Annotated in this window: 12 protein-coding genes; 3 read left to right on the top strand and 9 right to left on the bottom strand. The window is 66.3% G+C overall.

Annotated features, from left to right (window positions below; genetic code table 11):
* Genes N7650_RS12995 through N7650_RS12975 form a run of 5 tightly spaced genes read right to left on the bottom strand, consistent with a single transcriptional unit; the run spans position 1 to position 4,466 of the window.
* Positions 1-1,257, bottom strand: coding sequence for a cyclopropane-fatty-acyl-phospholipid synthase family protein (locus tag N7650_RS12995; RefSeq protein ID WP_064304032.1), 1,257 nt, complete (start codon positions 1,255-1,257; stop codon positions 1-3).
* On the bottom strand, positions 1,238-2,044 hold the full coding sequence (locus N7650_RS12990; RefSeq protein ID WP_279898536.1) for a DUF1365 domain-containing protein: 807 nt from the start codon (positions 2,042-2,044) through the stop codon (positions 1,238-1,240). Before N7650_RS12990 ends, N7650_RS12995 begins: the two co-directional genes overlap by 20 nt.
* Positions 2,041-3,288, bottom strand: coding sequence for an FAD-dependent oxidoreductase (locus tag N7650_RS12985; RefSeq protein WP_279898534.1), 1,248 nt, complete (start codon positions 3,286-3,288; stop codon positions 2,041-2,043). The genes N7650_RS12990 and N7650_RS12985 overlap by 4 nt, the downstream gene beginning before the upstream one ends.
* Positions 3,289-3,294: 6 nt before the next feature.
* A complete protein-coding gene (locus tag N7650_RS12980) occupies positions 3,295-4,047 on the bottom strand; it encodes an SDR family NAD(P)-dependent oxidoreductase (protein WP_009406501.1) in 753 nt (250 codons plus the stop codon).
* A complete protein-coding gene (locus N7650_RS12975; RefSeq protein ID WP_009406503.1) occupies positions 4,044-4,466 on the bottom strand; it encodes a nuclear transport factor 2 family protein in 423 nt (140 codons plus the stop codon). Before N7650_RS12975 ends, N7650_RS12980 begins: the two co-directional genes overlap by 4 nt.
* 178 nt (positions 4,467-4,644) lie before the next feature.
* Between N7650_RS12975 and N7650_RS12970 the strand changes: the two genes are divergently transcribed.
* Positions 4,645-5,262, top strand: a complete 618-nt coding sequence (locus N7650_RS12970) for a LysE family transporter (protein ID WP_279898532.1) — start codon at positions 4,645-4,647, stop codon at positions 5,260-5,262.
* A 134-nt stretch (positions 5,263-5,396) separates the two neighbouring features.
* Here the strand turns inward: N7650_RS12970 and glsB are convergent, their stop codons facing one another.
* Positions 5,397-6,317 carry a glutaminase B gene (gene glsB, locus N7650_RS12965; RefSeq protein WP_064304037.1) on the bottom strand — a complete coding sequence of 307 codons (921 nt, stop codon included), beginning with the start codon at positions 6,315-6,317 and terminating at the stop codon, positions 5,397-5,399.
* Between the two features lie 573 nt (positions 6,318-6,890).
* Between glsB and N7650_RS12960 the strand changes: the two genes are divergently transcribed.
* Complete coding sequence (locus tag N7650_RS12960) at positions 6,891-7,121, top strand: hypothetical protein (protein WP_009406214.1); 231 nt, start codon at positions 6,891-6,893, stop codon at positions 7,119-7,121.
* Between the two features lie 3 nt (positions 7,122-7,124).
* On the opposite strand, the gene N7650_RS12955 is transcribed toward N7650_RS12960, so the two are convergent.
* The 3 genes from N7650_RS12955 to N7650_RS12945 form a co-directional block, all read right to left on the bottom strand.
* The gene (locus N7650_RS12955) at positions 7,125-9,443 is read right to left on the bottom strand and encodes a TonB-dependent receptor (RefSeq protein ID WP_279898531.1); all 2,319 of its coding nucleotides are present in this window, start codon (positions 9,441-9,443) and stop codon (positions 7,125-7,127) included.
* Between the two features lie 75 nt (positions 9,444-9,518).
* Positions 9,519-10,637: an aryl-sulfate sulfotransferase gene (locus tag N7650_RS12950; protein ID WP_009406383.1), complete on the bottom strand. Its 1,119-nt coding sequence runs from the start codon at positions 10,635-10,637 to the stop codon at positions 9,519-9,521.
* A 61-nt stretch (positions 10,638-10,698) separates the two neighbouring features.
* Positions 10,699-11,673, bottom strand: a complete 975-nt coding sequence (locus tag N7650_RS12945; protein WP_279898530.1) for an aliphatic sulfonate ABC transporter substrate-binding protein — start codon at positions 11,671-11,673, stop codon at positions 10,699-10,701.
* Between the two features lie 34 nt (positions 11,674-11,707).
* On the opposite strand from N7650_RS12945, the gene N7650_RS12940 reads away from it, so the two are divergent.
* Entirely contained in the window at positions 11,708-12,835 is a 1,128-nt protein-coding gene (locus N7650_RS12940; protein WP_279898529.1) for a helix-turn-helix domain-containing protein, read from the top strand.
* Positions 12,836-12,883 lie beyond the last annotated feature (48 nt).

Genomic DNA, 12,883 nt, shown 5'->3' with positions numbered 1-12,883 from the left:
TCAGGCCTCCAGCGGCGCCCGGCGTGCCTTGGGTGCGGCCCAAAGCAATTGCGCTACGCCGATTGCCCGCTCCTCGAAGCCGCCCTGGCAATAGCACAGGTAGAACTCCCACAGACGCTGGAACGTCTCGTCATAGCCCAGTTCCATCAGCGCCGCGCGGGAGCGATGCAGGTTGTCGCGCCAGTGTTGCAGGGTGCGGGCGTAGCCCTGGCCGAAGTCTTCCATGTGCACCAGGTTCAGGTCGGTCTGGCGGCTGGCGGTGTCCAGCAGCACGCTTAGCGAGGGCAGGGCACCGCCGGGGAAGATATAGCGCTGGATAAAGTCCACCGAGCGCCGTGCCTGGTCATAGCGCTGGTCGCGGATGGTAATGGCCTGCAGCAGCATCAGGCCATCGTCCTTGAGCAGGGCGCCGCACTGGCGGAAATAGGTCGGCAGGTAGCGGTGCCCGACCGCTTCGATCATCTCGATGGACACCAGCTTGTCGAAGCGCCCGCGCAGGTCACGGTAATCCTCGCGCAGCACCTGGATGCGCTGCTCCAGGCCCAGGGCCCGCACCCGTTGCAAGGTGTGGGCGTATTGCGCGTCGGACAGGGTGGTGGTGGTCACCCGGCAACCGAACTGGCTGGCGGCATGGATCGCCAGGCTGCCCCAGCCGGTGCCGATTTCCAGCAGGTGGTCGTCGGGCTTGAGTTCGAGCTTTTCGCAGATCCGCTGGAGCTTGTTCAACTGGGCCTGTTCCAGGCTCTGCTCGGCGCTGTCGAAGTGCGCTGCGGAATACATCATGCTCGGGTCGAGCAGGCGCTCGAAGAGCGCGTTGCCGAGGTCGTAGTGGGCGAGGATATTGCGTCGCGAACCACGCCGGTCATTGCGGTTCAGATGGTGCAACAGGCGCAATGCCGGGCGTCCGAGTCGCGCCAGTCCGCCCTCCAGTGCGTCCAGCACCTCGAGATTGGCCACGAACAGCCGGGTTACCGCAGCCAGGTCGGGGCTGCGCCAGTAGCCGTGGATATAGGCCTCGCCGGCACCGATCGAACCGTTGCCGGCCACCAGGCTCCAGGTCGCTTCGTCGAGCACCTCGACCTCGGCCTGCAACGCCGAGGTGGCATCACCGAATGTCCATTGCCGGCCCTTGCACAGCAGGCGCAGGTGACCGTGGCGCAGCTTGCGCAATTGCGCGGTCACGGCGTGCCGGGCCAGGCTGCCGAGTACGGGCGCCAGGCCTGCCGACTTGCCGATGCTAAGGGTGGGGTTGGACATGATCTGATTCCTCGTTGAGGGCTTTGCCCAGGCCCAGGTTGCCCTGGAGGGGTTGGTGGTCGTGGATCGGCGTGCGTTTGCACAGCAGGCGCAGGGCCTGCCAGTAGATGGCGCCGACGGTGCGCAGGCTCATCCACGGAAAGCGGCGGATGTGCCGGTGCACGGCGGCACGGTCGAGGGGCTGGCGGACCAGGGCCAGGTCGGCCTCGAACACCCGCTGCCCGTCGCGCCAGTTCTCCATATGGATGCGCAGGTGTTGCCCGGCGAGACGGAAGTCCAGCCGGTAGTCCATGTCCAGCGGCATGAACGGCGACACATGGAAGGCCTTGCGCAGGGCGAAGCGTCCGGCCTGGCCGGCCTGCACCGGCAGCACATAGTGGAAGCGCTCGCGCCAGGGCGTGTTGCGCACTTCCAGGAGGATCGCCGCCAGTTGGCCGTCCGCCTCATGGCAGAAATAAAAGCTCACCGGATTGAACGACAGCCCCCAGCACCGGGGCTGGGTGAGCAGTTGCACCGGGCCGGCAGGTACCTGCCCGGTCGCCTCGCCGACCAATTGGCGGGCTGCATCGGCCAGCGCCAGGCCGCTGCGAGTCAGTGCCGGCAGGTAGTCGCGTTCGCGCCAGCACAGGGGCGCCAGCCATGCGCTGCCGAGCCAGGGTGACAGCGCCAGCAGTTCGCGCTGTTCGTCCAGATCGACCAGCAGCATGCCGATCGGATAGCGAAAGCCATGGACCCTGGGTGCCAGGCGCCGATGGCTGACCCAGCCGTGGCACAGGCTGCTGTTCACAGGCGTTCTCCAAACAGTTCAGCGACCTGCAGCGCGCTGACCACGCCGTCTTCGTGGAAGCCGTTGGCCCAGTAGGCGCCGCAGTAGTAGCTGTGCTGCGGACCCTGGATTTCGCTGTGCCGGGCCTGGGCCGCGAGGGCGGCGAGGCTGTACTGCGGATGGGCATAGTCGAAGCGTGCGAGCACCTTGTCCGGATCGATCAGTGCGCTCTGGTTGAGGCTGACGCAGAAGGTCTCGGGGGCGTCCAGGCCCTGCAGGATATTCATGTCGTAGGTCAGCGCGGCCGGCGCCTGTTCCGGTCCGCCCAGGCGGTAGTTCCAACTGGCCCAGGCCTTGCGCCGCACGGGCAGCAGGCGGGTATCGGTGTGCAGCACCACCTCGTTGCTGGCGTAGCGGATAGCGCCGAGGATCTGCCGTTCCGCCGCGCTGGGCGCTTCGAGTAGAGCCAGGGCCTGGTCACTGTGGCAGGCGAAGACCACGCGGTCGAAGCGTTCGCTTGCGCCTGCGCTGAAGACGGTCACCCCGCTGGCGTCGCGAGACACTTTCTGCACCGGGCAATCCAGGCGGATACGGTCTATGAAAGCGCGGCACAGCGGCTCCACATAGCTGCGCGAGCCACCCTCGATCACCCGCCATTGCGGACGCCGGGTGATCGACAGCAGCCCGTGGTTGCGGCAGAAGCGCACGAAGAACTGCAAGGGAAAGCCGAGCATGTCGGCCCGCGACATCGACCAGATCGCCGAGCCCATCGGCACGATGTAGTGATCGATGAAGCGCTGGCCATAACCGTGCCGGTGCAGGTAGTCGCCCAGGGTGGTGGTCGGCTCGATGCGCTGCCGGTCAAGGTCGGCGAGGGCCTGGCGGTTGAAACGCAGGATGTCCCGCAGCATGCCCCAGAACCCGAGCGAGAGCAGGTTGCTGCGCTGGGCGAACAGGCTGTCGAGGTCGTGACCGTTGTATTCCAGGCCGCTGTGTGGGTCGTGTACCGAGAAGCTCATCTCGGTGGGGCGGGAGGCGACGCCGAGGTGGCCGAGCAGGCGGATGAAGTTGGGGTAGGTCCAGTCGTTGAACACGATGAAGCCGGTGTCCACCGCATAACTGCGCCCCTGGCACTGCACATCGACGGTATGGGTGTGGCCGCCGATCCAGCTGGCGGCCTCGAATACCGTGATCTCGTGCTGGCGCGCGAGCAGGTGGGCACAGGTAAGGCCGGCAATGCCGCTGCCGATGATCGCGATGCGCATGGTGTTTCAGTCCTGTTCGCGGCGGGCCATGCGCTGGCCCAGCTTCAGGCGCCAGCGCCCCGGCAGTGCGCCGAGCAGGCGCAATACCAGGATGAAAAGGGTCGGAAAGGTGATCTGCAGGGGCCGCTTGGCCAGGCGCTCGGCGATATGCCGGGCGGCACGTTGCGCGCTCCACAGTTGTGGCATGGGGAAGTCGTTGCGCCGGGTCAGCGGGGTGTCGACGAAACCGGGGCTGACCAGGGTGACGTCGATGCCGGCGCTGGCCAGGTCGATACGCAGGGATTCCATCAGGTAACGCACGGCGGCCTTGGATGCGCCATAGGCACCGGCGCGCGGCAGCGCTAGCCAGTCCACCGAACTGCCGGTCACCACCAGGTGCGGGTTGTTGCCACGCTGCAACAAGGGCAAGGCCACTTCCAGGCAGTACCCGAGGCCGATCAGGTTGGTGCGCAGCACCCGCTCCAGCAGGGCGGCGTCGAAGTGGCCGGGCTCCAGGTATTCGCAGGTGCCGGCGTTGAGGATTGCCAGGTCGATGGCGCCCCAGGTCGCTTCCAGGACCTGCCCGATCGCCGCAACGTCGTCGCGGTTGCCGATATCGCCCGGGGCGACCACCACCCGGCCGGGGAAACGGCTGCGCAGCGCCTCCAGCGGCTCGCGCTGGCGCCCGCTGACCACCAGGCTATGGCCGTGCTCCAGCAGGTGCAGGGCCAGGGCGGCGCCGATGCCGCTGCTGGCGCCGGTCAGCCAGCAACGGATCATGCCAGGCGCCCCTTGAGCCAGCCGATCACGCGCCCGAGCAGCGGCACATGCTCGTAGAGCAGGGCGCCGGCGTCGAAATAATCCTGATGACTGTGCACGCGCTCACACCAGTGCAGATGGCTGACGCCGTCGAGGCTGATCAACTGGCCAGCGGCCAGGCGCGGATGGCGAAAATGCAGGGTCCAGCGCAGGTAACCCTGCCCGGGGCGGGTTTCGCTGGCGTCGTGGAAGTCATAGCGGATGTCGCTGGCGTTGGCGTACATCCGGGCGAAATAGTCGTGCAGTGCCGGCAGGCCCTGGATCCTGTGCAGGGGATCGCGGAAGGTGATGTCATCGCTGTACAAGTTTTCCAATGACTGCAGATTCGTCGAATCCAGCATGGCAAAACGATCCGCGAAGGTTTCCAGGTACTTCGACATGCCAAGGCTCCCGAGCAATCTTGTACAAGAAGTATTTTTTGTACAGGTATTACTGATCCTACGACAAAACTTGTACAAGTCAAATGGCCACAGGTATTTGTTTACGACGTTGGCCGGGGCACTAGGGAACTTGACAACGCCTGGGGTAGGCTATGGCCTTTTGACAGGAGCACTGCGGATGCTTGGCGTAACCGACTACGGCGCCTTCGTGATCGCCTTCATCATCGTCCTGGCGATTCCCGGGCCCGGTAATTTCGCCCTGATCACCGCCACCGGCAAAGGCGGGATCAAGGCCGGGCTGGCGGCGACCTGCGGCGTGATACTCGGCGACCAGGTGCTGCTGTGGCTGGCGGTGGCCGGGGTGGCGACCTTGCTGGCGGCCTATCCGGCGGCCTTCCATGTTGTGCAGTGGGCCGGTGCGGCGTACCTGGCCTACCTGGGGATGCGCATGCTGTTGAGCAAACCTGGCGGCGAACCGCGCAAGAGCCGCATGGACAACGGCCGTTACCTGCGCCAGACCATGATGATCACCTTGCTCAACCCCAAGGCGATCATGTTCTATATGGCGTTCTTCCCGCTGTTCGTCGATCCGGTGAAGCACCAGGGGTTGGTCACCTTTGGCTTCCTGGCGGCCACGGTAGCGGTGGTGACCTTCCTGTACGGCCTGATCGCCGTGGTGCTGACCCAGCAGCTGGCCGAGCGCATGCGTGCCAATCCGCGGATTTCCAACCTGTTCGAGCGTCTGGCCGGCGCTTGCCTGGTGGGCTTCGGTATCAAGCTGGCGGCAATGCGCTGACCTGAAAGGGGTTGCACAAAGCCCTGTGGGAGCCGGCGTTGCCGGCGATGAGGCCGGCACTGGCAACGATGATGTCTGATCTGACGCAATCGCTGGCAACGCCAGCTCCCACAGGGACAGTGACGTTCCTTTTGCTACGACACCGCCGAAAACACCGACCCGGTGATCCGCTCGCTCAACAGCTCCAGCGCCCGCAACCCCGCCAGTGAATTCCCCGAGGCATTCAGCGCCGGCGACCACACGCAGATGCTGTAGCGCCCCGGTACCACCGCGACGATCCCGCCGCCGACGCCGCTCTTGCCCGGCAACCCGACCCGATAGGCGAAGTTGCCGGCCTCGTCGTACAGCCCGCTGGTGGCCATGATCGCATTGACCTGCTGGGCCTGGCGCGGGCTGAGGATCTGTTCGCCACTGTGCGGGCAGTAGCCGCTGTTGGCCAGGAAGGCGAAGCCGCGCGCCACGTCGGCGCAGCTCATCGACAACGCGCAGTGGTGGAAGTAGCTGCGCAGTACCGCATCCACGTCGTTGTGGAAATTGCCGAAGGCCGTCATCAGCCAGGCCATCGCCGCATTGCGCGCACGGTGCTGGTACTCCGATTCGGCCACCACCGCATCGCTGACGATGCGCCGATTGCCCGCCAGGCGCCGGACGAAATCGCGCATCGACAGTGCCGGCGTGGCAAAGCGCGACTGGTTGATATCGCAGATCACCAGGGCCCCGGCGTTGATGAACGGGTTGCGCGGCCGGCCCTTTTCCACTTCCAGCTGCACCAGCGAATTGAATGCCTGCCCGGACGGCTCGTAGCCCAGCCGGGTCCAGATGTCTTCGCCGCTGTGGCTGATCGCCTGGACCAGGCTGAACACCTTGGAAATGCTCTGGATCGAGAACGGCGTAAAGGCATCGCCGGCGCAGTGCAGATGGCCGTCGAGGCTGTAGACGGCAACGCCGAGCTGGTTCGGCTCGACCTGGGCGAGGGCGGGAATGTATTGCGCGACCTGGCCCTGGCTGAGCAGGGGGCGAACCTGGTCGAGGATCTCTTGCAGCATGTCTTGCATCGCGACGGCCTTGGGTGCGGGGCGGGGAGTAAGCACAGACGATGCGCCACGTGCCCAAGGCACGTATTCAAGGCCTGTCATTACAGCGCATCGGCTCCGGTACGCGCGAGGTAAGAGGGCTCCGTCAGTAGATCGCATCAGGGCTGGCAGGTGCTCGTCATGGCTTTTCCGGCGTCCTTGAGATCGAGCGCCGCCCGCGCGGCGCATCGCTGGCAAGCCAGCTCCCACATTTGTTGCAACGTGCCATGGCCTGTGAGATCTCCGTTGCCAGCCTTTGGATGTTCGGCGGTCTACTGCGGGGAGGCTGTTGGGCTCGACGCGGTATCGCGTCGTCCGAACAAGGCGGTCAACCATGGCCTTGCAGGCATAGGCACGTTGCAACAAATGTGGGAGCTGGCTTGCCAGCGATGCGCCGCGCGGGCGGCGCTCGATCTCAAGGGCGCTGAAGATCTCCCGGCATGCGCCTGGGGTTCATCTGCTCGGTCTCGCTCAGGTCTGGAACCGGATTTGAACCAAAAAGCTGACTTCCTGGTCAGTTAGTTTCATTCTAAAGCCATTGCCCAGGAGCACGCCATGACCCATTTCACCCTCGATTACCTGTTCAACGACACCCCGCAAACCCGCAGCTTCGAGCTGGAGCAGGCCGAACTGCCGCTGCACGAAGCTGCGATGCACCTGCTGGTGCTGCATTTCGGCGACAGCGAGAACAGCCTGGTCATGCCGTCGGCGGATGCCACGCCGCAGGAGATCCTGGAGCAGGCCGAGCGGCTGGGGTTGACGCGGATCGAAGTGGTTGGCCGCTAACGTCTAGAACTCGTACCGCCCACTCACCCCCAACGTCCTCGGCGACCCGAGCACCCCGGTGTAACCGCCATTCGGCGAGTTCCACAATGTCGTGTAGTAGGTCTTGTCGAAGGCGTTGCGCAGCCATAGCGACAGGTCCCATAGCCCGTCGCCGAGGTCGCCGCGTACGCCGGCGGAGAGGTTGACCAGCGCGTAGCCGGGCAGTTGCGCGTAGCGCGAGTCGTCCACCGTGCCGACGGCATGGGAGCGTAAGGCGTAGCTGGCGTTGATGTACGGGCGCAGTGCGCCGGCCTGCCATTCATAGCTGCCGCTGGCGTTGGCGATCCATTTCGAGGCGCCGACCACGGCGTGCCCGCCCAGGTCGCAGGAGGCCGGGGCGCCGGGTTGCAGGGCGACCTCGGCCGGGCAGGGGGCGTTGTCGTAGTCGCGGTAGCGCACATCGTTCCACGAACCGTTGAGGTTCAGGGTCAGGCCGCGCAGCGGCAGCAGGGTGGACTCGAACTCGACACCGCGGCTGCGTACGTTGCCGGCATTGGTCAGGTAGCTGGTGAGGGTAGCGTCGTCGTAGGCGTTGGTCTGGTAGCCGTGGACCTCGGTCCAGAACAGGTTGGCATTGAGCAGGAGGCGCTGGTCCAGGAGGGTGCTCTTGAGCCCCAGTTCGGCATCGTTGGCCCGCTCGCTGCCGATCAGCAAGGAGTCGGCGCCGGCTACCGGGGCGCTGGCCACGCCAAGGTTGACCCCGCCGGACTTCTCGCCGTGGGACAGCGAGGCGTAGCCCATCAGCTCGTCGTTGAAGCGCCAGGCCAGGCTGAGCAGGGCCGAGGGGCTGAAGCTGTAGAGGTTGAGGTCGCCGGAGTCGTAGGCACCCAGGCGTGCCTGGCGCACGTTCGCTGCAGCTCCGCTGACCGTCGCCCCGCCCACCGGCGCATAGCGTGCGACACGGGCCTGCTTGGCTTCGTAGGTGCCGCGCAGGCCGGCGCTGAAGTCGAGGCGTTGGGTGAGGTGCCAGGTACCCTGGGCGAACAGGGCGAAGCTGTCGGTATCGATATGCCCCTTGCCCAGGCTGTAGACATCGTTCAACGCGCCCTGCGGCGTGCCGTTCCAGGTGTCTGCCAGCGGTCCGTAGTCGGTGAATACCGAGTTGCGCATTTCCTGGCGGAACCCGTAACCGCCCAGCACGTAGTCGAAGAACTCACCGGCCGGCGAGGCCAGGCGCAGCTCCTGGGAATACTGCTGGTCGCGAGCCGACTGGCCGACGTTATACATCACCGGCACATTCAGCTCGTCGTCGTTGCGCGGGGTGAAATCCCACCAGCGCCAGGCGCTGATCGACGTCAGGGTGTAGTCGCCCGGCAGGTTCCAGTTGGCCTCCAGCGAAGTCCCGCCCTGGAACACCTTGACACTCTGGTCGCCGTCCAGGTTGACATGACGCCCGCGGGCCAGGGTGGCGCCGACGGCGGCGACACGTTGTTCGTAACGGTTGATCCCGTTGATGGTCGGGCCGCTGCTGAACAGCGAACGGGTGCCGGCGCTGGAATCTTCCTCGTTGTAGTCGGCAATCCAGCGCAGGTTGAAGCGCTCCGTGGGCTCGAACAGCAGTTGCCCGCGAAATCCCTGGCGGGTGCCGCCACCCAGGGTGTGGTCGTCGTGGTCGTTGTGCACATAGCCGTTTTCGCGGGTGCGGTAGGCGGAGAAACGTCCGGCCAGTTGGCTGTTCAACGGCCCGCCGAATGCGGCCTGGGTCTGCACGTAGCCATCCTCGCCGAGCGAGCTGGAAAGGCTGCCCTCGGGGTTGAAGGAGGGACGCCGGGTGCTGATGTTGAGCACCCCGGCGGTGGTGTTCTTGCCGAACAGCGTGCCCTGGGGGCCGCGCAGCAGTTCCAGTTGCTCGATGTCGAGCAGGTCGAACACGGCCATGCCGGGGCGACCCAGGTAAACGTTGTCAAGATAGATGCCGGCGCTGCCTTCCAGGCCATCGCTTGCCGGGTTGTTGCCCAGGCCGCGGATCGAGAGGCTGGACTGGCGCGCATGCATGAAGGCGACGTTGACGCTTGGCAGCGCCTGTTGCAGGTCCTGCACCCGGTACAGGCGCTGGTTCTCCAGGGCCTGGGCGGAAAGCACGGTCATTGCCGTGGGCACGCTCTGGGCGTCCTCGGTGCGGCGTCGGGCATTGACGGTTACCGTCTGCAACGTCGAATCATCGGCCTGGGGGCCTTCGCCCGGTGTGGCGGCAAAGCCGGGCGTGCAGGCCAGGGCCAGCACGCCGGGAACCAGGTGGGGCCAGACGCACGCGCGGGCGGGGCGGGGCAACGGCTTGGTCATCGGAAACTCCTGTGATGAAGAAAGCTCTCGCTGCGCGTGGTCTGCGTAAGCGCGATAGGTTAGGCAAGCTGGAGGTCAGTCGCGCAGCCAGGGAATGTCCTTGGCCTGGTAGCGGTGGGCGCGGAAGATCGCGTTGTTTTCTCCCGGCAGATAGGCCCGCGAAGCGGCGTCCGGGTAGGCGGCGAAATGCGGGTTGATGTATTCCCAGACCACCTCGCCGGCGCGGGTCACCTCGAACAGGCGGCCGAAATTGGCTTCGGTGATCAGGGTGTTGCCGTTGTGCAGACGCTGCGCGCCGCCCATGAACGGCGTGAAGAAGGCGTAGCCGGGGGTATCGGCGTACTGCCATTCGATGCGCTGGGCATGGGGATCGACCTCGATCACCCGCGAGTGCGGCATGGACACATGGGGCCGCGAGATGCCGTTGTCGAACACCAGGATCCGGCCGTCCTCCAGTTCGCTCGGGCAATGCTGCTGTGCCACAAGGTCATGCCCGAGGCGCCACAGCACGCGATCGCTGGCTTTGTCCACGGCAATCACCGACGACACGCTGCGCAGGCTGAGGATGACCTTGCCATCGCGGCCCGGCGTCACTGAATTGGTCATCGGCCAGTGGTAACGCTCGAAGCAGGCGTGCAGGGGATAGTCCTCCGGTGCCAGGTGCTCCCAACTGCGCCATTCCCAGACCAGCGTGCCGGCGCGGTCGACCTCCTTGATCACGTCGCCGTAGATCACCCCGCCCGGTGCCTCGCTGCCCGGGATGCCGCCTTGCACCCGCGCCGCGATGGCCGCGGGCAGCGGCTCGGCGGTGCTGTAGAGCAGGTTGCCGTTGTCCAGCCATTGGGCGTCGTGATGATGGCCCAGGTCGGTGTATTCCCAGACCACCTCGCCGTCGGCGGTCACTTCGCTGAAGGCACCGCCATGCCACACCGACCAGCCCGGAAACAGCTCCGGGGAGTCCGGATGGTTGCCGTTGTAGCCGAGGTTGCCGTTGCCGAGGATCACCGCATCGCGGCCGGGGCGTTGCGGCAGTTGCCAGCGATGAACCTGCTCGCCGCGCAGGTTGATCAGGAACACCTGGCCGCCTGCGGTCTGCGGGGCAAAGAGGGTGTAGCCGCCGGCCGAGCGTTCGGCATCCAGGGCGATCAGCCCGGTGGCGTGGCGGCGCAGGGTGGTGCGATCAAGCGTGGACATGGTGTTTCTCCGGGTGAGCGAGGCCCTGCCGTACAGCGCGGCATGGCACTCGGGGTGACGATCAGGGGCGGGCGGGAAGCAGAGCGTTGTAGCGCGGATCGAAGGCCTCGGCGACCTGTAGCGGACGCGGAATCAAGCGGGCTTCGGCGAAGCGGTCGGCGAGACGTTGTTGCAGGCCTGCGACCCGCGCGTCCAGCGCTACGTAGCGCAGTTGCTGATGAGCCAGCATCTCCTGCAGCAGCGGCAACGGCAGCCGGGTGAGGTCGGCCAGGCGGCGGGCCCATTCTTCGGGATGCGCCGTAGCCCAGTCCTGGGCCCGGGCCAGGCGCTGGATGAAGTCGCCAAGATGTGCGGATTTTTCCGCATCGTTGAGCGCGGCGAGGCTGGCGACGGTGAAGTTGAGGCCGGTTTCCGGCCAGCGGCTGCCGTCCAGCAACAGGCGGGCACCTCGCGAGGTGGCCTGGCCAACGAACGGATACCACACCGCCCAGGCCGCCAGTTTGCCGCTGGCGAACGCATTCTGCGCATCCACCGGGCTGGCGTAGACCACCTCGACATCCTTGATGCCCAGGCCGGCCTCGGCGAGGGCGGCGAGCAGCAGGTAGTGGCCGCTGGTGCCCTTGGCCACGGCGACGCGCTGGCCTTTGAGGTCGGCGACCGAGGCGACCGTGGATCCGCCCTGGACCAGCAGCGCATTGTTGTTCTGCGCGCCTTCTGCGGCGGCGACCACCCGCACGTCGAAACCGCCAGCCTGGGCGAACACCGGTGGCGCGTTGCCGACCACGCCGACATCCACGGCAGCGGCGTTCAAGGCTTCCATCAGCGCCGTGCCGGTGCCGAAAGGGTGCCAGTCGAGGTCGTAGGCCAGGCCGCGATCCTCGCCGGCTGCGCTCAGCAGTGCCTGGATCAGCCCGCTCTGGTCGCCGACCTCCAGCTCGGCGGCCTGTGCCGGCAAGGCGCCGAACAGCACGCCGAGCAACGCCAGGCGTGACAGCTGTTGGCGAAGGCGCTTGGCAGGAAAGGACTTTCTGGGCATGGTCGTCGCTCTTGAATCGGAAAGTGCGCCCAGTATGTCCACGCCCTCCAGCCGCCACCATGTCAAACACCCCACCTTTTCTGCCATGTCCGGCCCGCGTACCGTGCTGGTGCTGGCGTTTCCTGGCGCATTGCTGCTCAACGCCGCCGGGCCGCTGGAGGTGTTCGCCGCTGCGCCGCGTGTGCTGGGCGGCACGTTGCAGGCAGCCCCGCCGTACCGGATCGTGCTGGTCTCGCCGTTGGGCGGGGAGGTGGAAACCATCTCCGGAATCGCGGTCATGACCCGCTCGCTGGCGCAGGTCGAGGCGCTGGAGATCGACACCCTGATCGTTATCGGCGGGCCGGGGGTTGCCGAGCTGGAGACCGACCATGACGTCAAGGCCTGGCTGCAACGGCGCGCGCCAGCAGCGCGACGCCTTTGCTCCATCGGCACCGGCGCCTTCGCCCTGGCTGCCGCCGGGCTGCTCGACGGCCAGCGTGTGGTGACCCACTGGAAGTTCGCCGAGGAGTTGCAGGGCCGCTACCCGACCCTGGACGTGGAGCGCGAGGCGCTGTACCTGCACGACGGCCCGCTATGGACCAGTGGCGGTGCCAGCGCCGGTATCGACCTGGGCCTGGCCTTGCTCGAGGAAGACCTCGGCCCGCATGCGGCATTGGCACTGGCCCGCTATTTCACCCTGTTCCTGCGGCGCTCGGCGCAGCAGGCCCAGCTCAGCGCGCCGCTCAAGGCACAGAGCGATGCCCTGCGCAGCGACCGTGACCAGCGCCTGGTGCGCCTGCATGCATGGATCGCGGAGAACCTCGACGGCGACCTGCGCGTCGAGCGCCTGGCCGAGCGTTTCGGCATGAGTCCCCGGCATTTCGCCAGGGCCTATACCGCCGCTACCGGTGGCACCCCGGCACAGACCGTCGAGACTCTGCGCCTGGAGGCGGCGTGTCGTTTGTTGGAAACCAGCCAGGAACCGATCAAGCGCATCGCCGAAACCGTCGGTTTCGGCAACGAAGAGCGCATGCGTCGCAGTTTCCAGCGGCAACTGGGGGTAAGTCCGCTGGCTTATCGCTCGCGCACGCGCCTGGCTGGCGGTCCGGAACCCGAGGCAGGGCAAACGGGCTATCGACATGGTGCGGGCCTGGAAATTGCCTTGCATCGTCTGGCCCAGTGAGCCGGCGGCACGCCAGCAAAACCTTGCAACAGACTGCCGCCGCCCCCT

It is taken from the genome of Pseudomonas sp. GD04058 (genome assembly GCF_029836855.1).
Classification (GTDB): domain Bacteria; phylum Pseudomonadota; class Gammaproteobacteria; order Pseudomonadales; family Pseudomonadaceae; genus Aquipseudomonas; species Aquipseudomonas bharatica.
This window is presented reverse-complemented; position numbering and strand designations above follow the sequence as displayed.